This is a genomic window from Brachybacterium sp. SYSU DS0246 (genome assembly GCF_059391765.1).
In genome coordinates this window covers 20,337-41,302 of the sequence record NZ_JBZXYT010000015.1, presented here as the reverse complement: position 1 = coordinate 41,302, position 20,966 = coordinate 20,337, and the positions used below count along the sequence as shown (strand labels likewise).

At 71.2% G+C, this 20,966-nt stretch carries 19 protein-coding genes and 2 tRNA genes; 6 read left to right on the top strand and 15 right to left on the bottom strand.

Annotated elements, in window-relative coordinates:
- Nucleotides 1-9: 9 nt before the first annotated feature.
- The 7 genes from nrfD to AC5020_RS09270 all read right to left on the bottom strand — a co-directional run bounded on the left by nrfD (nt 10) and on the right by AC5020_RS09270 (nt 9,024).
- Complete coding sequence (nrfD, locus tag AC5020_RS09300) at nt 10-1,230, bottom strand: NrfD/PsrC family molybdoenzyme membrane anchor subunit (protein WP_464988074.1); 1,221 nt, start codon at nt 1,228-1,230, stop codon at nt 10-12.
- Nucleotides 1,227-2,231, bottom strand: coding sequence for a 4Fe-4S dicluster domain-containing protein (locus tag AC5020_RS09295; RefSeq protein ID WP_377020306.1), 1,005 nt, complete (start codon nt 2,229-2,231; stop codon nt 1,227-1,229). Before AC5020_RS09295 ends, nrfD begins: the two co-directional genes overlap by 4 nt.
- Nucleotides 2,231-5,584, bottom strand: coding sequence for a formate dehydrogenase (gene fdh, locus AC5020_RS09290; RefSeq protein ID WP_494564413.1), 3,354 nt, complete (start codon nt 5,582-5,584; stop codon nt 2,231-2,233). Before fdh ends, AC5020_RS09295 begins: the two co-directional genes overlap by 1 nt.
- Before the next feature lie 53 nt (nt 5,585-5,637).
- Nucleotides 5,638-5,976: a chorismate mutase gene (locus AC5020_RS09285; protein ID WP_377020304.1), complete on the bottom strand. Its 339-nt coding sequence runs from the start codon at nt 5,974-5,976 to the stop codon at nt 5,638-5,640.
- Entirely contained in the window at nt 5,976-7,316 is a 1,341-nt protein-coding gene (gene clpX, locus AC5020_RS09280; protein ID WP_377020303.1) for an ATP-dependent Clp protease ATP-binding subunit ClpX, read from the bottom strand. The genes AC5020_RS09285 and clpX overlap by 1 nt, the downstream gene beginning before the upstream one ends.
- A 358-nt stretch (nt 7,317-7,674) precedes the next feature.
- Nucleotides 7,675-8,304: an ATP-dependent Clp protease proteolytic subunit gene (locus AC5020_RS09275; protein WP_377020418.1), complete on the bottom strand. Its 630-nt coding sequence runs from the start codon at nt 8,302-8,304 to the stop codon at nt 7,675-7,677.
- A 117-nt stretch (nt 8,305-8,421) separates the two neighbouring features.
- Nucleotides 8,422-9,024, bottom strand: a complete 603-nt coding sequence (locus tag AC5020_RS09270; RefSeq protein ID WP_377020417.1) for an ATP-dependent Clp protease proteolytic subunit — start codon at nt 9,022-9,024, stop codon at nt 8,422-8,424.
- Between the two features lie 445 nt (nt 9,025-9,469).
- Between AC5020_RS09270 and AC5020_RS09265 the strand changes: the two genes are divergently transcribed.
- A complete protein-coding gene (locus tag AC5020_RS09265) occupies nt 9,470-10,303 on the top strand; it encodes a C40 family peptidase (RefSeq protein ID WP_464988072.1) in 834 nt (277 codons plus the stop codon).
- A 124-nt stretch (nt 10,304-10,427) separates the two neighbouring features.
- Here AC5020_RS09265 and AC5020_RS09260 read toward each other — a convergent pair whose 3' ends face one another.
- From AC5020_RS09260 to AC5020_RS09250, 3 genes are all read right to left on the bottom strand, one after another.
- Nucleotides 10,428-11,024: a dihydrofolate reductase family protein gene (locus AC5020_RS09260; protein ID WP_464988071.1), complete on the bottom strand. Its 597-nt coding sequence runs from the start codon at nt 11,022-11,024 to the stop codon at nt 10,428-10,430.
- Nucleotides 11,025-11,228: 204 nt separating this feature from the next.
- Nucleotides 11,229-12,620 (bottom strand): trigger factor, encoded by a 1,392-nt coding sequence (gene tig, locus AC5020_RS09255; RefSeq protein WP_464988070.1) that lies wholly within the window; start codon nt 12,618-12,620, stop codon nt 11,229-11,231.
- Between the two features lie 84 nt (nt 12,621-12,704).
- A tRNA-Pro gene (locus tag AC5020_RS09250) sits at nt 12,705-12,778 on the bottom strand.
- A gap of 139 nt (nt 12,779-12,917) precedes the next feature.
- On the opposite strand from AC5020_RS09250, the gene AC5020_RS09245 reads away from it, so the two are divergent.
- Nucleotides 12,918-12,991, top strand: a tRNA-Gly gene (locus AC5020_RS09245).
- A 94-nt stretch (nt 12,992-13,085) separates the two neighbouring features.
- Here the strand turns inward: AC5020_RS09245 and AC5020_RS09240 are convergent.
- Together AC5020_RS09240 and AC5020_RS09235 are read right to left on the bottom strand one after the other, a co-directional pair.
- Nucleotides 13,086-13,727 carry a response regulator gene (locus AC5020_RS09240; protein ID WP_377020299.1) on the bottom strand — a complete coding sequence of 214 codons (642 nt, stop codon included), beginning with the start codon at nt 13,725-13,727 and terminating at the stop codon, nt 13,086-13,088.
- On the bottom strand, nt 13,724-14,827 hold the full coding sequence (locus AC5020_RS09235; RefSeq protein WP_464988069.1) for a sensor histidine kinase: 1,104 nt from the start codon (nt 14,825-14,827) through the stop codon (nt 13,724-13,726). Before AC5020_RS09235 ends, AC5020_RS09240 begins: the two co-directional genes overlap by 4 nt.
- Before the next feature lie 111 nt (nt 14,828-14,938).
- On the opposite strand from AC5020_RS09235, the gene AC5020_RS09230 reads away from it, so the two are divergent.
- Both AC5020_RS09230 and AC5020_RS09225 read left to right on the top strand, forming a co-directional pair.
- The gene (locus AC5020_RS09230; protein ID WP_377020297.1) at nt 14,939-15,682 is read left to right on the top strand and encodes an ABC transporter ATP-binding protein; all 744 of its coding nucleotides are present in this window, start codon (nt 14,939-14,941) and stop codon (nt 15,680-15,682) included.
- Nucleotides 15,679-16,467 (top strand): ABC transporter permease, encoded by a 789-nt coding sequence (locus tag AC5020_RS09225; protein WP_464988068.1) that lies wholly within the window; start codon nt 15,679-15,681, stop codon nt 16,465-16,467. The genes AC5020_RS09230 and AC5020_RS09225 overlap by 4 nt, the downstream gene beginning before the upstream one ends.
- A 27-nt stretch (nt 16,468-16,494) precedes the next feature.
- On the opposite strand, the gene AC5020_RS09220 is transcribed toward AC5020_RS09225, so the two are convergent.
- The 3 genes from AC5020_RS09220 to AC5020_RS09210 are packed head-to-tail and all read right to left on the bottom strand — an operon-like array spanning nt 16,495 to nt 17,880.
- Nucleotides 16,495-16,947 carry an iron chaperone gene (locus tag AC5020_RS09220; protein ID WP_464988067.1) on the bottom strand — a complete coding sequence of 151 codons (453 nt, stop codon included), beginning with the start codon at nt 16,945-16,947 and terminating at the stop codon, nt 16,495-16,497.
- A 38-nt stretch (nt 16,948-16,985) separates the two neighbouring features.
- Nucleotides 16,986-17,423, bottom strand: coding sequence for a VOC family protein (locus AC5020_RS09215; RefSeq protein ID WP_464988066.1), 438 nt, complete (start codon nt 17,421-17,423; stop codon nt 16,986-16,988).
- A 10-nt stretch (nt 17,424-17,433) separates the two neighbouring features.
- Nucleotides 17,434-17,880 (bottom strand): helix-turn-helix transcriptional regulator, encoded by a 447-nt coding sequence (locus AC5020_RS09210; protein ID WP_377794213.1) that lies wholly within the window; start codon nt 17,878-17,880, stop codon nt 17,434-17,436.
- Nucleotides 17,881-18,734: 854 nt separating this feature from the next.
- Here AC5020_RS09210 and AC5020_RS09205 point away from each other — a divergent pair.
- Nucleotides 18,735-20,348: a DNA-3-methyladenine glycosylase 2 gene (locus AC5020_RS09205; protein ID WP_464988064.1), complete on the top strand. Its 1,614-nt coding sequence runs from the start codon at nt 18,735-18,737 to the stop codon at nt 20,346-20,348.
- Nucleotides 20,345-20,956 (top strand): methylated-DNA--[protein]-cysteine S-methyltransferase, encoded by a 612-nt coding sequence (locus AC5020_RS09200; protein WP_464988063.1) that lies wholly within the window; start codon nt 20,345-20,347, stop codon nt 20,954-20,956. The genes AC5020_RS09205 and AC5020_RS09200 overlap by 4 nt, the downstream gene beginning before the upstream one ends.
- Nucleotides 20,957-20,966 lie beyond the last annotated feature (10 nt).

The window sequence follows — 20,966 nt, the reverse complement described above, 5'->3', positions numbered from 1 at the left end:
GTGCTGGGGCTACTCCGGCTGCGCTGGTTGCCCTGAGGATGTCGGCCCGTCCTGCTGCCCGCCGGTCCGCCGCGGACCTGTGGTGATCGAGTCGTCGACCACGCCTTCCGCGCGACGCCGTTCGAGGCGTTCGCGCTGGGGCTCGATCGTGCGCCGGGGATCCTTGACCGACTCCAGCCCGGCCTCCAGCACACCGAATCGGGTCAGGGCCGAGGCGGCAGCCAGGGCCAGGCCGCTCGCCGCCGCGATCGGCCGGCTGCGACCGGCCAGCAGGGCACCGAGACCGCCGGCGATCGCCAGGCCCTCGGAGAGCTTCAGCTTCCACCCGGCGCTCCCGCTCTCCAGCGGCTCGGCCTCGAGAGGATGCATCTGCCCCCGCATCCGGCGCGTCGCGACCAGGTCCCCGACCACCCCGGCCACCGCCAGGGCGCGCGCCGGCCCGGTCTCCCGGACAGGCGTGGTGACCAGGGCGGTGCCGCCCGCGGCGAGGGAAGCCGAGGAGACGAACACGTAGGCCAGCGACTTCCGGGAGGCGGCCCAGGTGGGAACCGCCGTGTCGCCCAGCAGGGTCGCCGTGTAGGCGGCCAGAGGACCGCCGAGCACCGCGGACGTCGTCCCGCCGGCGCACTCGGCGACCCGCAGCAGCGGCCGCAGCCGTCCCAGCGGCAGCCGCTCCCCCGACATCCGATCCAGCTCGCCCGCCGCGGCGAAGCCGGCGGCAGTGCCGAAGGCTGTCAGCAGCCAGGTGCCCATGCTCATCGGGGAGCTGGGCTTGAACACGCGCAGCATGTACAGGAATCGTTCCGGGCGGCCCAGGTCGTACACCAGAGCAGGCAGACCGATGCTGACCGCGCCGAGGGCGGTCAAGCGCGAGTTGCGCCGCAGTCGGGGCCGACCCGTCACGGCGGCGCCGGCACCCAGCAGGGCGGAGCCGCCCGCGAGGCCGCCGACGAAGAAGTACAGCCCGATCGGCCACTCCCACGGCGGCGCCTTGACGACGGGGCGGCCGTAGTACGAGTCGAACTCGCCGTCCGTCGTGCTGCTCGGCGGCTCGTTCGACCCCGCCCCGCCCCCGGAGTTCGACTGGTTCGCGGGGTTCGCCCGATCTATCTGGTCAGGTTCGCGCGGCGGCCCGTCCCGGCGCCGGCGGCCGCGTCGGGCGGGCTCGGGCGGCCGGTAGTCGTCGAACTCGGAGGTGACGGCGCGGCCGGAGTCAGCGGAGTCGGTCACCGGCGCGCTCCCAGGAAAGCGAGGGCGGTGGCGGCGATCATCCCGAGCGCGGCCGCCCCGGCCGTGCGGTACATCTGCGGCAGCTCCTTCGTGGGCACCTGCGGATCGGGGGGCAGCCCGTACACCTCGGGTTCGTCGAGCAGGAGGAAGACCGAGCCGATGCCGCCGACGCCGTCCTGGGAATTGGCGCCGTACAGGCGCGCCTCCGTCATGCCCTGCCCGTGGAGCTGCTGGACGCGCTCCTCGGCGGCCTCGACCAGATCCTCGCGGTCACCGAACTTGATCGACTCGGTCGGGCAGGTCTGCGCACAGGCGGGCGTCTGCCCGTCGACGAGGCGGTCGTGGCAGAGCGTGCACTTGTTCGCGGTGCCGCGGTGGGGGACGTCCTGCTCGATCTCCTTCGAGGAGGACCTCGGGGCCACGGTGCCGTCGTCGCGGCGCTCGATCACCCCGAAGGGGCACCCGCCCACGCAGGTCCCGCAGCCGTTGCAGACATCCGACTGGACGACGACGCTGCCGAACTCGGTGCGGTACAGCGCCCCCGTGGGACACACGTCCAGGCAGCCCGCGTTGGTGCAGTGCTTGCAGACGTCCGAGGACATCAACCAGCGGAACTCCGGGGTGTCCGGCATCGTGGTGTCGGTCGCAGTGGTGCCGACGCCCGGTGCAGGCGCGTTTTTGCGGGGACCGACGGTCGGCATTCCCAGGCTGACCAGCTTGCGGCCGGATTCCCTGGCCTCGTCGATCCGCTCGGAGTCCTGTTCGACGAAGGCCACGTGACGCCAGGTGTTCGCCCCCAGCTGCCCGGTGTTGTCGAACGAGGATCCCAGCAGCTCGAACTCGCCGTCGGCCGGGTTGTTGTTCCACTCCTTGCAGGCGACCTCGCAGGCCTTGCACCCGATGCAGATGGAGGTGTCGGTGAAGAAGCCCTTGCGGGGATGGGTGTGCTCCCAGCCCGTATCCGCCGCCGGGTCTCCTGCCGATTCCGTCAGCGATCCCATCACTGCTCCTCTCGCGTGGTGCCGGTGGGGTCCGGGGCCTCGCCCCGGTGACGCTCGGGGGCGATGATCCTCTCCACGCCGGTGTGGATGTCGATGCCGGCGCGGTGCTGATGCTCGGTGACCAGGTCGCGCAGCGCCGCTCCGCGGGGGCGCCGCCCGGGACGCACCGTGCAGGCGATCACCTTGGAGTTCTGGATCTGGGTATTGGCATCGAGGTTGATGCCGATCAGATCGTTGACGCTGTCACCCTCGACGATCGCCGAGGAGCCCTGCGCCCAGTGGTACGGCATGCCGATCTGGTGCACGGTGCGCCCGGCGATCTGCAGCGGCGTCATCCGCCGGGTGACGACCACCTTCGCCTCGATCGCCGAGCGCGGGGAGATCAGCGTGGCCCAGCCGTACGGCTCCAGGCCCACCTCCTCGGCCAGCTCCGGGGAGACCTCGCAGAACAGCTCGGGCTGCAGCTCGGAGAGGTAGGGCAGGAAGCGGCTCATACCACCGGCGGTGTGGTGCTCGGTCAGCCGGTACGTGGTGAACACGTAGGGGTACACCTCCCCCGCGGTGCCGGTGATGCCGGGCCCGTTGAGGTTGTCGGGGTCCGAGAACGCCACCCGGGTGGGGTTGGCCTGCTGGCGGTACAGCGGATTGGCGATGATGGACTCGACCGCCTCGTAGTGGGTGGGCAACGGCCCGTCGACCATGCCCGAGGGGGCGAACAGCCAGCCGCGGCCGTCGGCCTGCATGATGAACGCGTCATTGCCGGCGAGCGCCTCGGCGCCTCCCAGATCGGCGTCCCCGACGTCGTGCGGGGACTTCTCCACCGGGAAATCCGGGACGTCCTTGCCGGTCCAGCGCTGCTGGTCCTCGTCCCACCAGATGTACTTCTTGCGCTCGCTCCACGGCTTCCCGTCGAGATCGGCCGAGGCACGGTTGTAGAGGATCCGGCGGTTCGCCGGCCACGCCCAGGCCCACTCCGCGGCAGTGATGTCCTGTTCGCTGCCGGGCCTGCGGCGCGCCGCCTGGTTGATGCCCTCGGCGTAGACGCCGGTGTAGATCCAGCAGCCGCCGGCGGTGGTGCCGTCAGCAGTCATCTCCGTGTAGGAGGACAGGGCCTCGCCGTCCCTCTCCCCGCCGACGTAGTAGCCGTTGATCTCCTTGAGCACCGACTCGGGGTCGGGCTCCCCGTGCTCCGTCAGCGGGTAGTCCCAGGTCAGGTCCAGCAGCGGACGATCCCGCGGATCCTCGGAGCCTGCCAGCCGATCCCGGATCCGTGTGCCCAGCTCGTACATGAACTGCAGCTCGCTCATGCAGTCGCCGGGAGGCGTCACGGCCTGGTCCCGCCACTGCACGAGGCGCTGGGTCTGGGTGAAGGAGCCCGATTTCTCGGTGTGGTTCGCGGCGGGCAGGAAGAACACCTCGGTGCCGATGTCCTCGCTCCGCAGCTCCCCGGACTCGATCTCCGGCCCCTCCTTCCACCAGGTCGCGGACTCGATCATGTTGAAGTCGCGCACCACCAGCCATTTCAGGTGGGACATCCCCAGCCGCTGCATGCGCCCGTTGGCGGAGCCCACAGCGGGGTTCTGGCCCAGCAGGAAGAATCCGTCGAGCCCGTCCTCGAGCATCCGCATCGTGGTCTGGTACGTCCCGTGGGGGCCGCTGAGGCGGGGCAGGTAGTCGAACGCCCAGTCGTTCTCCGCGGTCGCGGCGTCTCCCCACCACGCCTTGAGCAGGTTGACCGCATAGGCCTCGGAGTTCGCCCAGAATCCCTTCTGGCTCTTGCTGCCGATGGAGTCGACGTACTCGCGAAAGCTGCTGTGCGAGCCGACCTTGGGCATCGGCAGGTATCCGGGCAGCAGGTTGAACAGGGTCGGGATGTCTGTGGAGCCCTGGATCGTGGCGTGGCCGCGCAGCGCCATGATCCCGCCGCCGGGACGACCCATGTTGCCCAGCAGCAGCTGCAGCACCCCGGCGGCGCGGATGAACTGGGCCCCGCCGATGTGCTGGGTCCAGCCCACCGCGTAGGCGAAGCAGGTGGTGCGCTCCGGTCCCGAGTTCTCCGCCATGGAACGGGCGAGGTACTCGAAGTCCTCCCGGGAGATGCCGCAGGTCTCCTCGACCAGCTCCGGGGTGTAGCGGGCGTAGTGGCGCCTGAGGATCTGGAAGACGGTGCGGGGATCCTGCAGCGTCTCGTCGCGCGCCGGGGCGCCGCGCTGTAGGGGCGGCCCGCCGGAGCCGTGCGACTCCCCCTGCGCCTCGCCGTCCTCTGCGGTCTCGCCGCTGGAGCGCCCGGAACGCTCGTGGGAGGCGTACAGCTGCGAGTCGTTGTCCCCGTCGGCCGAGGAGTCGTCGTACTGCCAGGAGGCCATGTCGTACGAGCCCTGGTCCGGGTCGAAGCCGGAGAACAGCCCGTCGGCGTCCTCGGCGTCGACGTAGTCCTCGTCGATCAGGGACGAGGCATTGGTGAACGCCCGGACGTAGTCCTCGAACCAGAGGTCATGGGTCAGGACGTAGTTGATGACCGCGCCCAGCAGCACGATGTCCGTCCCGGCGCGCAACGGGATGTGCTTGTCCGCATTGGCGCTGGTGCGGGAGAAGCGCGGGTCGACGTGGATGACCCTGGCGCCCTTCGCCCGCGCCTCCATGACCCACTGATAACCGACGGGATGGGCTTCGGCCATGTTGGAGCCCTGGATGACGATGCAGTCGGCGTTGGCCATGTCCTGCAGGTACTGCGTGGCGCCGCCACGCCCGAACGAGGTCCCCAGACCGGGGACCGTGGCAGAGTGTCAAATGCGCGCCTGGTTCTCCATCTGGATGGCGCCGGCCGCCGTGAAGAGCTTCTTGGCGAGGTAGTTCTCCTCGTTGTCGATGGTCGCCCCGCCGAGGGAGGCGATGCCCATCGCACGGCGCAGCGGCCGCCCCTGCTCGTCCTCGTCCTCCCAGTGGTGGCGTCGCGCCTCCAGGAAGCGGTCCGCGATCATGTCCAGCGCGGTGTCGAGGTCGAGGTCCTCCCAGTCGCTGGCGTAGGGCCGGCGGTAACGGACCGTCGTGACACGGCGCGGGGAGTTGGCCAGCTGCTCGCTGGCGGCGCCCTTGGGGCACAGGCGGCCGCGGGAGATCGGGGAATCCGGGTCACCCTCGATCTGGATGACCTTGTTGTCCTTGGCGTAGATCTTCTGGCCGCAGCCAACGGCGCAGTACGGGCAGACGCTCTGGACGACGGTGTCCGCCTCTGCGGTGCGTGGAGCCTTGTCCCGGGTGGCCTGCGAGGTGACCGCAGATCCCCGGCCCATCGGATCCTTGCCGCGCAGCTGCCGGATCACCGGCCACTCGAGGAACTGGGGGCGAGCCATGTGAGCGACGTTACCAGCGCGGCCCCGGATCCCGCCATCGACCTGCCGGGCGGTCAGGCCGTCTCGGAGCCCTCGTCGCGCAGGCGCTCGTGATGGCGGATCACCTCGGTGACGATGAAGCGAAGGAACGCCTCGGCGAACACCGGGTCGAGGCCGGCCGTGTCGGCGAGGGAACGCAGGCGCTGGATCTGCTCGCGCTCGCGGGAGGGGTCGGCGGGAGGGAGGCCGTGGGTGGCCTTGAGAACACCCACCCGCTGGGTGTGGGCGAAGCGCTCCGCGAGCAGGTGCACGAGGGCGGCGTCGATGTTGTCGATGCTGCGGCGCTCCTGGCGCAGCAGCTCCTTCGCACGGTCGGCGTCGTCGGCTGCCGCGGCGGATGAGGAGTCGGACATCAGGCCGAGCGATCCTGCCGCGAGTCCTCGACCGCCCGGTCGCTGTCCTTGCCGGTGACCATCAGCGGGGCGCGGCCCTCGGTGACGACGCCTTCGGTGATGACCACCTTCACGACGTCGTGGCGCGAGGGGACCTCGAACATGACCGACTGCAGGGACTCCTCGAGGATCGCCCGCAATCCGCGCGCGCCGGTGCCGCGCTCGATGGCTCGGTCGGCGATGGCCTCCAGGGCGCTGCGCTCGAAGTCGAGTTCGACGCCGTCGAGCTCGAACATCTTCTGGAACTGCCGCACCAGGGCATTGCGGGGCTCGGTGAGGATCTGGATCAGCGCCTCGCGGTCGAGATTGGAGACGGAGGTGATCACCGGCAGGCGGCCGATGAACTCGGGGATCAGGCCGAACTTCAGCAGGTCCTCGGGCACCAGCTCGGAGTAGACGGCCTCCTGCTCGAGCGCGGTGTGCAGCTCGGCCCCGAAGCCGATGCCGCGCCGGCCGATGCGGGAGGTGATGATGTCCTCGATGCCTGCGAAGGCGCCCGCCACGATGAACAGGACGTTCGTGGTGTCGATCTGGATGAATTCCTGATGGGGGTGCTTGCGCCCACCCTGAGGCGGAACGGCCGCGACCGTTCCCTCGATGATCTTCAGCAGGGCCTGCTGCACGCCCTCGCCGGAGACGTCCCGGGTGATCGACGGGTTCTCCGACTTACGGCCGATCTTGTCGACCTCGTCGATGTAGATAATGCCGCGCTCGGCCTTCTTGACGTCGTAGTCGGCGGCCTGGAGGAGCTTGAGCAGGATGTTCTCGACATCCTCGCCGACGTACCCGGCCTCCGTCAGCGCCGTGGCGTCGGCCATCGCGAACGGGACGTCCAGCAGTCGCGCGAGCGTCTGGGCGAGGTAGGTCTTGCCGCAGCCGGTGGGGCCGACGAGCATCACGTTGGACTTGGCGACCTCGATCTCGTCCTTCTCCCCGCCGGCCTCCTCGGCCAGCGCGGCGGCGGCGGACTTCGCCGCGGGCGCGGTCTCCCCGTTCTCCTGCGCGCGCACGCGCTTGTAGTGGTTGTAGACGGCGACGGCGAGGGCACGCTTGGCCGGGATCTGGCCGACGACGTACTCCTCGAGGAAGCCGAAGATCTCCTGCGGGGTGGGCAGCGGTGCCTGCTCCTCGGCGGCGGGCTGCGCGGCCTGGATCTCCTCGGCGATGATCTCGTTGCACAGCTCGATGCACTCTTCGCAGATGTACACGCCCGGCCCGGAGATCAGCCGTTCGACCTGTTTCTGCGACTTGCCGCAGAAGGAGCATTTGAACACGTCGGCCCCATCGCTCGTGCGCGCCATCTCCGTGTCCTTTCGTCAGGCCGTCGTCCATGCGGTCATCGCGGTGCGCGGGATCCCGACCCGGGATCTCGCGCACCCGACCACGGTACCGCGTCGGTCCCCCGCGATACGGGAGGCTAGTCCTCGGGGTGCCGGGTGCGGAAGCGGGCCCGGCGACTGCTCCCCGTGCCCCGGCGCACCGGGAGGCGGGAAGCGGCCGACGGACCCGTCGCCGCCGGTGCGACGCCGCGGCCGGGCGATGACCGCCCCCCCCCCCCCCCCCCCCCCCCCCCCGCCCCCCCCCCCCCCCCCCCCCCCCCCCCCCCCCCCCCCCCCCCCCCCCCCCCCCCCCCCCCCCCCCCCCCCCCCCGGCGAGCACTCAGGAGGAGACCTGCTGGCGGAGCTCCTTGCGGGACTCCAGGACCTGGTCGACCAGGCCGTAGTCCAGCGCGCCGGCGGCAGTGAGGATCTTGTCGCGCTCGATGTCGGTGCTGATCTGTTCCGTGGTGCGGCCCGTGTGGTGGGCCAGCGTCTCCTCGAGCCAGACGCGCATGCGCATGATCTCGTTGGCCTGGATCTCCAGGTCGGAGGCCTGGCCGCCGCCGCCCTCGCCGCCCATGGCGGGCTGGTGGATGAGGATGCGGGCGTTGGGCAGCGCCAGGCGCTTGCCCGGGGACCCTGCGGCCAGCAGCACCGCGGCGGCCGAGGCCGCCTGGCCGAGGCACACCGTGGTGATGTCCGGCTTGATGTACTGCATCGTGTCGTAGATGGCGGTCAGTGCGGTGAACGAGCCGCCGGGGCTGTTGATGTACAGCGTGATGTCGCGGTCGGGGTCCTGGGACTCCAGGACCAGCAGCTGGGCCATGACGTCATCGGCCGAGGCGTCGTCGACCTGGACGCCGAGGAAGATGATGCGGTCCTCGAACAGCTTGGTGTAGGGGTCCTGGCGCTTGAGGCCGTAGGCCGTGCGCTCCTCGTACTGCGGCAGCACGTAGCGGGACGTCGGCATGGGAGCGGCCTGGCCGTAGCCGCCGGCCTGGGCGGTCGGCAGCGAGCCGATGGTGCGGGGATCGAAGGTCACGGGTTCTCCTTGCTGGAAGCGGGTCTGATGGTGACGGAGGGGCGGTCAGTCGTCGGTGCCGCCGCCGCCCGTGACGTCACCCGAACCGGTGACGATCTTGTCGATGAAGCCGTACTCGAGAGCCTCGGTGGCCGTGAACCAGTGGTCGCGGTCCGAGTCCTCGGTGATCTGCTCGACCGTCTTGCCGGTCTGCTCGGCGATCAGCTCGGCGAGCTGACGCTTCATGGACAGGATGAGATCGGCCTGGATCTTGATGTCCGTGGCGGTGCCGCCGAGGCCACCGAGCGGCTGGTGCATGAGCACGCGCGTGTGGGCGGTCGCGTAGCGCTTGCCCTTGGCACCCGAGGAGAGCAGGAACTGGCCCATCGACGCCGCCATGCCCATGCCGATCGTCACCACGTCCGGCTGGACGTACTGCATCGTGTCGTAGATGGCCATGCCCGCGGTGATCGAACCCCCGGGGCTGTTGATGTAGAGGTAGATGTCCTTGTCCGGATCCTCGGCCGCCAGCAGCAGGATCTTCGCGCAGATCGCGTTGGCGTTGTCATCGCGCACCTCGGAGCCGAGCCACACGATGCGGTCGCGCAGCAGGCGCTGGTAGACGTTGTCGTCGAGGCCCATGCCCATGGGGTTGTCCCCGGCCGCCATGCTCGGCCGGGGGCTGTCGGTGCTCTGGGAGGTCACAGTGTCTCCTTCGTGGCGGGATTGGCGATGAGACGACTCTAAGCGCTGGCGACCGCGCCGGGGTGCGCTGTTCGCCCAAGGCTCAGCGGTCAGGCCGGATCGCGGCACCCGGGCCCCGCCGTCCGCTCCCGAGCAACCGCCTCGTCCCACGGTCATGGCACGCAGGCAGCCTGTGGTCCACGACTCCCGCGAGAGTCAAGTCGCGGCGGGGTCCGGTCCCGAATGGTCGGGATGACGTAAAGGTCCCCCCAAGTCCCCTGCCGGGCTGTTTCAAGCCCCTCGGTTCCTGGCCCGAGCGCTCCTACGGTGGACGCATCACCCACAAGATCGCCCACAAGCCGGTGGTCACATAGTCCCGTAAGACATCCCGACCCAACAGGTCGGAGCCGGAAGGAACGATCCGCACATCATGGCGAAGCACAACACGCACCGCACCCCCGGTCGCGCCCACTCTCCCGTCCTCAACGCCCAGAACGCCGCCCGTGGACTCGGCGGAGCCGCCGTCCTCGGCACCGTCGTGGTCGGGTCCGCCTTCTCCGGCGGCGGCGCCGCGCAGGCCGCGCCCAGCGCGCCCTCCGCTCCGGCAGCCCCCTCCGTGCAGTCCGCGCCTGCGGCTCCGGCCGAGGCGGCGCCGACCGCGGTCCTCGACTCCACCGAGAAGCTCCGCTGGGGCTCCGAGGGCGGCAACGTGGAGGACCTCCAGTCCGCGCTGAACGACCACGGCGCGAGCCTCGCCGAAGACGGCATCTTCGGCCCCAAGACCCACGCCGCTGTGAAGGACTACCAGTCCAGCAACGGCCTGCAGGTGGACGGCGTCGTCGGCCCCGAGACCCGCGGCTCGCTCAACGGCGAGTCCGGCGTGCCCTCCGGTGGCGGCGCCTCGGTCCCGACCAGCTCCTCCAGCTCCAGCAGCAGCTCCATCGTGGACGCCGCCCGCTCCGTGATCGGCACCCACTACAGCTGGGCCGGCAACTCCCCCAGCGAGGGCTTCGACTGCTCCGGCCTGGTCCAGTACGCCTACCAGGCAGCCGGCATCGACGTGCCGCGCACGAGCGGCGCCATCACCGATGGCGGCCGCATGATCTCGCAGTCCGAGGCACAGCCGGGCGACATCGTGGCCTACTCCGGCCACGTCGCGATCTACGCCGGCGACGGCCAGATCATCGACGCCTCCGGCTCCAAGCAGCAGGTCGTCGAGCGCGGCATCTGGGGCAACCCGATCGGGTTCGTCACCTACCGCTGATCCGCTCAGCTCCTCACCGAGGGCCCGGTCTCCGCATGGAGGCCGGGCCCTCGTACGTCGTGAGGCCGTCGGGTATCCGGCGCGGCATAGCCGGACACGCAGCAGTGTCGCGACACGGGGCCGCTCAGCGCCGCGGCCGGTAGATGCGTCCGAGCGAACGTGCCGCTCCCGGGATCGCACCCACCAGCTCCCAGTCCACGCGGCGCCCACCGGGCACCTCGAAGATCCGGGTGCCGTCGCCGAGGAAGACGGGCGCGACGAAGACCTGCATCTCGTCGATGAGATCGTGCTCGAGGGCCTGCCGGGCGATGTCGGCGCTGATGATCTGGACGTCCTTCGCGCCGGCTGCCTCGCGAGCGCGACGCACCGCCTCGGTGACGTGGCAGTCCAGCGGGACGACCGTGGGATCCTCGGCGAGCTCCTCGGGGCGGTGGGTCAGGATGAACTCCGTGCCGCTGAAGGCGCCGCCGTAGGCCTCGGAGGTGAGCTCGCCGCGCTGGTCCCGCTGCGCGAGGGCGGCGTCGTACCCTGCGCGGCCGGAGATGATCGCTCCCACCTCACCGGCCAGTGCCTCGACGACCCCGTCCTCGAGTCCCGCGCCCTCTGTGCTGTGCGCCTCGTGCTCGCGAGCCGCCAGGTCCTCCAGCCAGCTCATGTCGTGCCCGGGCCCGGCGATGAAGCCGTCGAGCGACGCGGTGAACCCCCAGGTGACCTTGCCCATGACCACTCCCCGCTGCTCGCCGGCGCCTGATGTGCTCCGGCCCACGATACTCGCGGCGTGCTCGGGACCTGCGAGCGCACCCGTCGGGCCCGGGCGAGCTCGATGGCCCGGCGCAGTGCGGGCATGCGAACGGGCCGCCGCCCCCGGGTGGGGACGACGGCCCGTCTCGATGGTGGCTGCGAGCTCAGCGCCCGCAGCCGGCGGTCACTTCGCCGCGGAGTCCTCGGACTCCTCGGCGGCGCTCTCGTCGCCGGCCTCGTCGTCGCTCGCCTCGGCAGCGGGCTCGTCCTCAGCGGACTCGTCCTCGTCGGACTCCTCATCGGCCGGGGCGTCGAGTCCCAGGTCGAGCACCTCGCCGTCGGTGTTCTTGACGGTGATGTCGGCCAGGACGACGTCCAGGGCCTTGGAGCGCTGGACCTCGGCGAAGATCTGCTCCAGCTGACCGGACTGCGCGAGCATCTGCATCAGCTGGTTCGGCTCGACGCCGTACTGCTGGGAGAGCTGGCTCATGTAGTTCATGAGGTCGTTCTGGTCGACGTTGACCTCGCGGGTCGCGTTGATCTCGTCCAGCAGGAACTGGGCGCGAACGGCGCGGGCGGTGTCCTCGCGGATCTCCTCGCCGTGCGGGTCGCCCTCTTCCTTGCCCTCGTTCTCGAGGTGGGTGTTGATCTCGTCCTGGACGAGCTGATCGGGCACCGGGATCTCGAGCTCGTCGAGGAGCTTCTCGAGCAGGGCGTTGCGGGCCAGTGCCACGCGGTTGCCCTCGGCGTCGGTGGCGGCCTGCTTGCGCAGGTCCTCCTTGAGCTCGTCGATGGTGTCGAACTCGGAGGCCATCTCGGCGAACTCGTCGTCGGCCTCGGGCAGCTCGCGCACCTTCACGGACTGCGGGTTGACCTTGATCTGCGCCTCTTCCCCGGCGTGCTCGCCGCCGGCGAGCTTCGAGGTGAAGGTGGTGGTCTCCTCGGCGGAGAGGCCGGTGAGGGCCTCGTCCAGGCCCTCGAGCATGTTGCCCTCGCCGATCTGGTACGAGACGCCCTCGACGGTCTCGATCTCCTCGTCGTCGATGGTCGCGACGAGGTCGAGGGAGACGAAGTCACCGTTCTCGGCGGGACGGTCGACGCCCACCAGGGTGCCGAAGCGCTCGCGCAGCTCGGTCAGGCGCACCTCGACGGCGTCGTCGTCGACCGTCGGCTCCTCGATCTCCACCTCGAGGGCGGAGAAGTCGGGCAGGTCGATCTCGGGACGCACGTCCTGCTCGACGACGAAGACGAGGTTGCCCTCCTCGGAGCCGTCCAGGCCGGGGATCTCGTTGACCTCGACCTCGGGGCGCCCGACGGGCTTGATCTCGGCCTCGGCGGCAGCCTTCTGGTAGAGGTCCGGCATCGCGTCGTTGACGGCTTCCTGCATGATCGCGGGGCGACCGAAGCGCTGCTCGACGAGACGGGAGGGAACCTTGCCCTTGCGGAAGCCGGGGATCTGCACCTGGTCGGCGATCTTCTTCGTGGCGGCCTCGACGGCCGGCTTAAGCTCGTCGAAGGGCACCTCGACGGTGAGCTTCACCCGGGTCGGGTTGAGCTTCTCGGACTCGGTCTTCACTGGTCAGGTCTCCCTGTACATGGATGTCTATGGTCTGTTCTCACGAGCGCCTCGGAGCTCGCACATGGCGACCCGTCGGCGGAGTCGGGGTGACAGGATTTGAACCTGCGACTTCCCGCTCCCAAAGCGGGTGCTCTACCAAGCTGAGCTACACCCCGGAGGGCAACCCGAGGGATATTACCGTCTCGCCCTGCATGGCGCTCGACTCGCCGTCTCGGGCTGTGAGGAGATGCATCCCGCCACACCCGCTGGAGGGTGTGCCACCTGCGCCGGTGATCTGGTTCAATAGTGGTCCACGCGGATGTAGCTCAATGGTAGAGCCTCAGTCTTCCAAACTGATTACGCGGGTTCGATTCCCGTCATCCGCTCCAGCGCGCGAGCCGCGGCACCGTCCATCGGGCCGCGGCTCGCGCCGTCCTCGGGCCCTCCAGGCCGTCGGTCGCGCCCACGCTTCGGCGCGCTCGCTCATCCCAGCACTCCTTCGCGCAGGGCTCGCAGCACGGCGTTGGTCCTGTCGCGTGCCCCCATCTTCGCCAGGATCGTCGAGGCATGGTTCTTGACGGTCCCTTCGGCCAGGTGGAGCAGCCCCGCGATCTCGCGGTTGCTGTACCCCTCGGCGATCAGCCGCAGCACGTCCAGCTCCCGCCCGGTCAGCTGCTGGATCGGCGCCCCGTCACCCGATATCGACGAGCCCGCGCGAATGGCCCGGAGCAGGCTCTCGGTGATGGACGGCGAGATCAGGGTGCCGCCGTCGGCGAGCGTGTCCACAGCGCGGGCGAGCTGGTCGACGGTGACGTCCTTGAGCAGGTAGCCGCGGGCGCCGGCGCGCAGAGCCCGCAGCACGAGCTCGTCGTCATCGAAGGTGGTCAGCACGAGTACCGGGATGCTGCATCCCCGCGCGCGGAGCTGCTCGAGGGTCCAGATCCCGTCGCGTCGCGGCATCCGCAGATCCAGCATCGCCACATCCGGCAGATGCCTCTCGATCTGCTCCAGCGCCGTCACTCCGTTCTCCGCCTCGGCGACCACCTCGATCCCGGCCACCTCCAGCAGGGTGCGGATCCCTTCCCGGACCAGCGTCTGGTCGTCCGCGAGCACGACGCGGCTCATGGCGCCTCCAATCGTCCGCTGACGCGGAATCCGCCACGGCCGTCGATGGTGAGGGCCCCACCGAGGGCCTCGAACCGTTCGCGCATGCCTCGCAGTCCGTTGCCGAGCTGCGGCGCCCCCGCCCCGGCCCCGTCGTCGCGCGCCTCCAGCACGGCGTCGGCGCCGTCACGGCTGAGCTCGATGACGAGTCGTTCCGCATCCGAGTGCCGGATCGCATTGGTCACGGCCTCCTGGGCCAGCCGGAGGAAGGCGAGGGCCTGGTCCTCGGTCAGCGGCACGTCAGGGTCCACCCGGACCTCGACCTCGAGCCCGGGGATCCCCTCGACGATGCCCCGCAGCGCCCCGGCGAGATCGACCGGCTCCGCGCGCAGCTCGCCGACGGTCGAGCGCACGTCGCGCAGGAGTGCCCGGGCCACCTCGTCGGCCTTCTCGACATGGGTCCCGGCCCGCTCCGGGTCGAGGTGCCGGGCAGCCTCGAGGTTCAGCGTCAGCACGGTGAGCTGATGGCCGATCAGGTCGTGCAGCTCGCGCGAGATCCGCAGCCGCTCCGCGGTCCGAGTGGATTCGGCGAGCATCACGCTCGCGGCCCGCCCGTCGACGTGCGCCCTCGCGAGCTCGGTACGCAGGCGCTTCTCCCGCAGCAGGGCGGCGGTGCTGAGGGCCGAGGCGATCTGGATCATCAGGTAGAACCCGGCGAGCACCAGCGCCTCGGAGCGGCCGCTGGAGGCGAGCAGGCTCGCGCCCAGGACCGCGGCGGTGTTGACCACGGCGATGGCCACGGTCACCGGGAGCGGCACCACGTACACGCTGAGTGCGGTCGTCAGCACGACGACGATGTGCAGCACGCCGGTCGCGGGCACCGTGAGGATCAGTGCCCATGCGCTCACGAGTGCACAGCACAGGGACGCGATCGCCGCCCCGCGGCGCCTGGTCAGTGCGCCCGTGCCGAACACGGCGGCGAGGAACACCACCAGCAGCAGCGCCCACAGCGGTCGCGCGATCCGCGGCTCGATCACCCCGAGCAGCGACGGCATGGCCACCGCGACCGCGATGACCAGCATCGCCAGCCCCGCCCAGCCCTCGGTGCCCAGTCGTCGCATGCGCTCATCGTAGAGCGGCGCCACCCGCGGGCACCCGTGCCGATGGTCATGGGTCGTGGTGGTGACCGTCGGCACGCGCGGCGGCGAACCGCCGCTGCCTACCGTCGAGATATGACGAACACCCCTGCACCAGCCGTGATCGAGGTCGAGCACGTCGCCAAGAGCTACCGCGGCGCGGTCGCCGTCGCGGACGTCTCGCTGCAGGTGCGCGAGGGCGAGACGGTGGGGATGCTCGGCGTCAACGGAGCGGGGAAGACCACCACCGTCGAGATGATCGCCGGGCTCCGCGCCCCGGATCACGGGCGCATCAGCGTCCTCGGGCTCGACCCCCGCCGCGATCGCGCACAGCTCACCCAGGTTCTCGGGATGCAGCTGCAGGAGGCGCAGCTGCACCCCTCCCTGACGGTCTCGGAACTCATCGAGCTGTACCGCAGCTTCTACCCGCGCCCGCGGTCCCAGGCCGAGCTCCTCGAGCTCGTCGAGCTGACCGCGGAGCGCGACGTCCGCTTCGAGAAGCTCTCCGGGGGTCGCCGGCAACGGCTCTCCATCGCTCTCGCCCTGGCCGGCAGGCCGCGGGTCCTGATCCTCGACGAACTCACGACGGGACTGGATCCGGCGGCCCGGCGCCGCATGTGGCGCACCATCGAGACCCTTCGCGCCGAGGGCGTGACCATCCTCCTGGTCTCCCACACGATGGAGGAGGTCGAGCGGCTGTGCGACCGCCTCGTCCTGCTCGAGGCCGGGCGGGTGATCGCCGCGGCCGCACCTGCCGAGCTGCTCGCACGCAGCGGCACCGCAACCCTCGACGAAGCATTTCTCCAGCTCACCGGCCATGACCCGGAGGTCTCCGAATGAATGCCACCGACGCACACGTCCCCGCTGCGATCCCCGCCCGGTCGCCGGGCCTGCGGTCCCTGCTGGTGCTGGTCCGCTGCGAGATCCGGATGGTCGTGCGCGACACGGCTGGCCTGCTGGTTCCGCTCGGCCTGCCGCTGCTGATCCTGCTCACCAGCGCCGGGTCGGCGGGCGAGCAGGAGATCGTCCGCGGGCGCACGGCACTGGACCTGTTCGTGCTGCCGCTGATCATCGTGATGGTGCTGACGATGGTGGGGGTGCTGAACATGCCGAGCTTCCTGGCCACCTACCGCCGCACCGGGGTCCTGCGTCGGCTGAGGGTGACGCCCGCTTCGCCGCTGATGGTGATGCTCGCCCAGGTCATCACCAGCATTCTGCAATCGGCGCTGGGCATCGGCCTGGCGGGAGCCCTCGCGGTGGCGCTGTTCGGGGCGAACCCTCCCGTGGACGTGCTCCCGGCGCTGGGGGTGCTGGCTCTGGCCGCGGCCGCTCTGTACGCCACCGGGATGATCGTCGCGGCGGTGGCGCCGACCCCGAACTCCGCCGTCGCCATCGGTCTGGTCGCGTTCCTGCTCCTGGGCGCCAGCGGAGGCATGTTCGGGGGACCCGAGGCCCTGCCGGAGCCGGTCGCCGAGCTCGGCTCCCACCTGCCCTTCGGGGCCGCGGTCGAGGGACTCTCCGCGGCATGGGCCGGTGAACCGGTCGCCGGCACCTCCGTGCTCTCGCTGACCGTGACCCTCGTCCTCGGGGTCGGGATCTCCGCCTGGCTATTCCGCTGGGACTGACGGCGGCGACGCGGTTCCCGGCCGGGATCAGCCGGTGGCGCGGCGCACCAGCTCCGCGATCCGCCCGGCGACCTCGTCATCGATGGCGGTGATCGCGAAGGCCGTGGGCCAGAAGGGTCCCTCGTCGAGCCGGGCGGGGTCCTCGAATCCCAGGGTCGCGTAGCGCGAATCGTATTTCGAGGGCACCTGGAGGAAGCACAGCACCTTCCCGTCCTGCGCCCACGCGGGCATCCCGTAGTGGGTGCGGGGATCCAGCTCGGGAGCGACCGTGGAGATGATCTCGTGCACGCGCTGGGCGATGCGCCGGTCCGCCTCGGGCATGGCTGCGATCGCCTCGAGCAGCTTCTTCTCGTCGGCGGCGCGACGGCGCGCTCCCTTGCCGGCTGCCTTCTGTGCCCGCACCTCCTCGGCGCGCGCTCGCATCGCCTCCTTCTCGGTCTCGGTGAAGGCCCCACCGGTCGGGGTCTCGGATGTGGTCATCTCTCGTCCTCTCGCTCGGCACTCGGCGATGGCATGGTTCAGGCCGGACTCTGCTGGATGCGGATCATGTTCCCGGCGGGGTCGCGCACAGCGCAGTCCCGCAGGCCGTAGTCCTGGTCGATCGGCTCCTGGACGATGTCCGCCCCGGCGGCCTCGAGCGCAGCGAACGTCGCCTCGAGGTCTGTCGCGGCGAGGTTGACGCCGAAGTAGGAGCCCTTGGCGATGATCGCCTGCAGGGTCGCGTTCTCCTCGGCCGTGACCCCGTTGCCCTCGAACAGGGGGTGCAGCACGATCGCGGTGTCCCGCTGACCGGCGGGCCCGACGGTGATCCACCGCATCTGGCCGCCGCCGACGTCGAGGCGCACCTCGAAGCCGAGGACGTCACGGTAGAAGGCGAGCGAGGCCTCCGCATCGGTGTGGGGCAGGAAGCTGGAGTGGATGGTCAGGGCGGGGGGCGTCTCGGCGTTCGTGGTCATGCCTGAGACGTTAGAGGGGTTCCGGAGCCGACGCTTCTCGATTCCTGACCGGTCTGGTGACGCGGCGCGCGATGCACGGCGGCATGGAGTCCAGAACGTCGGCGCCGCGCTCACGGTAGACGGAGGGCGGGACGCCCACGAGCTCTCGGAACCGCGTGCTGAAGGTGCCGAGCGACGTGAAGCCCACCTCCATGCAGATGTCCGTGACGGATCGGTCCGTCTGCCGCAGCAGGGTCATGGCCCGTTCGATCCGCCGCGTCATGAGGTACGAGTACGGCGATTCCCCGTACTCCTCGCGGAAGCGGCGGCTGAAGTGCCCGGCGGACATGTGCACCGAGCGGGCGAGTGAGTCGACGTCGAGGGCCTGGGCGTGATCGCGGTCCATGCGGTCTCGCGCCCGTCGCAGCGCCACCAGGTCCGCCGTCGGGACGACGGGCCGGGGCCGCCCTGCCGGGATCCGCACGACGACGGTCTCCCCGTCCTCCGCCACCACGGTGTCCCCGTGTCCGAGCGCGCCGTTCGCTCTCGCCGCGGCCAGCGCCGAGGGTGCCTGGTCGCGGTGCATCTCCATCAGCAGCATGCCTTGCGGGGCGAGCCAGTGCGGTGCCTGATCGAGCAGGCGACGGATCTCCGTCAGGCCGTCGTCCCCGGCCACCAGCGCAGCGACCGGCTCGTGCTCACGCGCCTCGCGCGGCATCGTGGCCAGCGCGGGAGCGGGAACGTAGGGCGGGACCGCCGCGATCACGTCGGCCGTGCCCATGAGCTCGCCCGGGAAGCCCGCCAGAGCGGCGCCGTGGTGCACGCCGGAGCCCGGCGGGAGGTTGCGCCGGGCGTGGCGCAGCGCCTGCTGGTCCTGGTCGCTCACGTGCAGCCGCACCCCGGGGACCCGGCGGCCGACGATCGCGGCGATCGGGGCGATGCCGCAGTAGGGCTCCAGCACGACGGCTCGTGGGCGCCGGTGGGCAGCGGCGGCGGCCTCCTCGATCAGCAGCTCGGTGCGCTGGCGGGGGACGAACACCCCTGGCCCGACGCGGAGCCTCTCCCCCGCGATCTCGACGGCGCCGATCACGTGCTCGAGGAACTCCCCCGCTACGCGGCGAGCTGTCATCCTCTCCAGCTCGTCCTCGCTCTCGGCGGCGGCGCGCAGGAGCCGCGCCTCGTCCTCGGCGAAGACACAGCCGGCACGGCGCAGCCGCGCCACCAGCGGATCGGGTCCCATGACCGGCATTCTCGCCCCTCGAGGGCCCCCGCGCGCACCGCCATGACCGAATCCCGCTGGTGCCGCTGGCCGCAGCGCGGTTCACTGGGCACATGACCGTGATGACCGACGACGAGCGCTACGCCGCGATCCGCGCCCGGGACACCCGCTTCGACGGGATGTTCTTCACCTGCGTGCGCTCCACGGGCATCTTCTGCCGCCCCTCGTGCCCGGCCCGCACCCCGCGACGGACCGGCGTGGAGTTCGTCCCGTCGGCCGCTGCTGCGGTGGCCGCCGGGTACCGGGCCTGCAAGCGCTGCGGTCCGATGGCCCCTCCCGGCAGCCCGGATGACGACCCGACGGGTTCGCTCGCCGGGCGGGCGCTGCGGCTGATCGACGCCGGGGCGCTGGACGACGGGGGCACGGTTCCCGGCCTGGCCCGGCGGCTGGCGGTCTCCGAGCGGACGCTGCACCGGGCACTGCTGGCCGCCACCGGGGCCGGTGCCCTCGCCCATGCCCGACTGCGCCGCGCGCGCCGCGCCCATGAGCTCGTCGTCGGGTCCTCTCTGCCGCTGGCGCAGATCGCGCACGCGGCCGGGTTTGGCAGTGAACGGCAGTTCCACGAGACGTTCACCCGCATCTTCGGCCATGCGCCCTCGGTGGTCCGCGAACGTGCGCGGGGTGGCCCGGAGGCTCGGGGCCGACAGGGCGGCGCAGCACGGGGGCGGGCCGGTGACGCGGCCGGCCCGACCGGTGACGCCGCCATCGTCACCGCCCAGCTGGCTGTGCGCCGCCCTTTCGACGGAGCCGGGCTCGCCGCATGGTTCGCGCATCGGGCGGTGCCCGGCGTGGAGGAGGTGAGGGGCCTGCGGTGGACGCGGGCGCTCCGCCTTCAGCACGGGCCTGCGGTGCTGCAGGTTGACCTGGGGGCCGAGGGACCGCTGCCCCTGAGGGTGCATCTGGCCGATCTGCGCGATCACGCCGTGGCGATCTCCCTGGCCCGTCGGCTGCTGGACCTGGACGCGGACCCAGCCGGGATCGACGCCGGGCTGGCCACTGCACTTCCCGCACTGGGGGACCTGGTCGACCACCGCCCCGGAGTGCGCCTGCCGGGCCTTCCGAGCATCGCGGAGGCCCTGCTGTGGTCAATCACCGGCCAGCAGATCACCACCGCTCAGGCCCGGGATCAGATCACCCGGGCCACGGATCTCCTCGGGACGCCGCTGCCGGCGAGCCTGCACGTCGACGGCGTCAGCCGGTTGCCGGCGGACCCAGGCATCGCGGCCGCCCACGCCGAGGAATGGTTCCGTGGACCCGGCACCCGCCGCGAGACCCTGCAGACCGCTGTCCGCGCCGCCACCGACCCGGACGCCGGGATCGACGCCTCGCTGCCCCTCGACGAGCTGCGGACCCGACTGCTCGCACTGCGCGGGATAGGTCCCTGGAGCGCCGACTACGTCCTGCTGCGTGCCGTCAGGGCCGTCGATGTTGCGCCGGCACGAGACGTCGCGCTGCTGGCCGCTGCCCGCGACCTCGGGATCGCCCAGGACCACGCCTCGCTCGAGGCCGCACTCGCCGCCGCCTCTCCGTGGCGCTCCTACGCCGCGATGCAGCTCTGGCACCACCAGGCCCAGCTGCGCGCTCCTGAACAGCCCGCCGGCCGCGGCCGGTCCCGGACGGACCGGGACGCACCGGTCCGCGACCTCTCGGAAGGACATCTCCCATGACTCAGCCGCACCCCTTCGGTCCGTCGGCCGCCGACACATCGGCTCTCCGCCGCGCAGCACCCAGTGGGCCGGTCGCCGGCAGCCCGGCCCGCAGCGCACCGGCGACCACGTCGCCGAACGCACCGCGCCACCGCCGCGTGGCCACTGCGCTCGGTGAGTACGTGATCGCCGCGGAGGGCGAGGGCATCACCGGGCTCTGGCGCGCGCGGCAGAGCCACTATCCCAGGCCGGAGCGGCTCGGGAGACCCGCATCGCCCGATGACCTGCTGCTCACCCGCGCCGAGGAGCAGCTGCTCGCCTACTTGGGCGGCGAGCGCGAGGACTTCGCCCTGCCGCTGGCCCCGCGCGGGACACCGTTCCAGCACGCCGTCTGGGACCGGCTCCGGGAGATCCCTCGCGGGTCGACCACCACCTACGGACGGATCGCCCACGACCTCGGCCGTCCCCGCGCCGCGCAGGCCGTCGGCGCCGCCGTCGGCTCCAACCCGATCTCCATCGTGGTGCCCTGCCATCGCGTGCTGGGAATCAGCGGCGCGATCACCGGGTACGCGGGCGGAACAGAGACGAAACAGGCACTGCTGGTCCTCGAGGGGGCCCTGCCCGCGTGACACGATGTCG

Coding starts and splice junctions, on each gene's coding strand:
- AC5020_RS09295 (WP_377020306.1), bottom strand. CDS start 2,231: ATGGGATCGCTGACGGAATCGGCAGGAGACCCGGCGGCGGATACGGGC.
- AC5020_RS09285 (WP_377020304.1), bottom strand. CDS start 5,976: ATGTCCGACTCCTCATCCGCCGCGGCAGCCGACGACGCCGACCGTGCG.
- clpX (WP_377020303.1), bottom strand. CDS start 7,316: ATGGCGCGCACGAGCGATGGGGCCGACGTGTTCAAATGCTCCTTCTGC.
- AC5020_RS09275 (WP_377020418.1), bottom strand. CDS start 8,304: ATGCCGACGTCCCGCTACGTGCTGCCGCAGTACGAGGAGCGCACGGCC.
- AC5020_RS09270 (WP_377020417.1), bottom strand. CDS start 9,024: ATGGCGGCCGGGGACAACCCCATGGGCATGGGCCTCGACGACAACGTC.
- AC5020_RS09265 (WP_464988072.1), top strand. CDS start 9,470: ATGGCGAAGCACAACACGCACCGCACCCCCGGTCGCGCCCACTCTCCC.
- AC5020_RS09260 (WP_464988071.1), bottom strand. CDS start 11,024: ATGGGCAAGGTCACCTGGGGGTTCACCGCGTCGCTCGACGGCTTCATC.
- AC5020_RS09240 (WP_377020299.1), bottom strand. CDS start 13,727: ATGAGCCGCGTCGTGCTCGCGGACGACCAGACGCTGGTCCGGGAAGGG.
- AC5020_RS09235 (WP_464988069.1), bottom strand. CDS start 14,827: ATGCGACGACTGGGCACCGAGGGCTGGGCGGGGCTGGCGATGCTGGTC.
- AC5020_RS09230 (WP_377020297.1), top strand. CDS start 14,939: ATGACGAACACCCCTGCACCAGCCGTGATCGAGGTCGAGCACGTCGCC.
- AC5020_RS09225 (WP_464988068.1), top strand. CDS start 15,679: ATGAATGCCACCGACGCACACGTCCCCGCTGCGATCCCCGCCCGGTCG.
- AC5020_RS09220 (WP_464988067.1), bottom strand. CDS start 16,947: ATGACCACATCCGAGACCCCGACCGGTGGGGCCTTCACCGAGACCGAG.
- AC5020_RS09215 (WP_464988066.1), bottom strand. CDS start 17,423: ATGACCACGAACGCCGAGACGCCCCCCGCCCTGACCATCCACTCCAGC.
- AC5020_RS09205 (WP_464988064.1), top strand. CDS start 18,735: ATGACCGTGATGACCGACGACGAGCGCTACGCCGCGATCCGCGCCCGG.
- AC5020_RS09200 (WP_464988063.1), top strand. CDS start 20,345: ATGACTCAGCCGCACCCCTTCGGTCCGTCGGCCGCCGACACATCGGCT.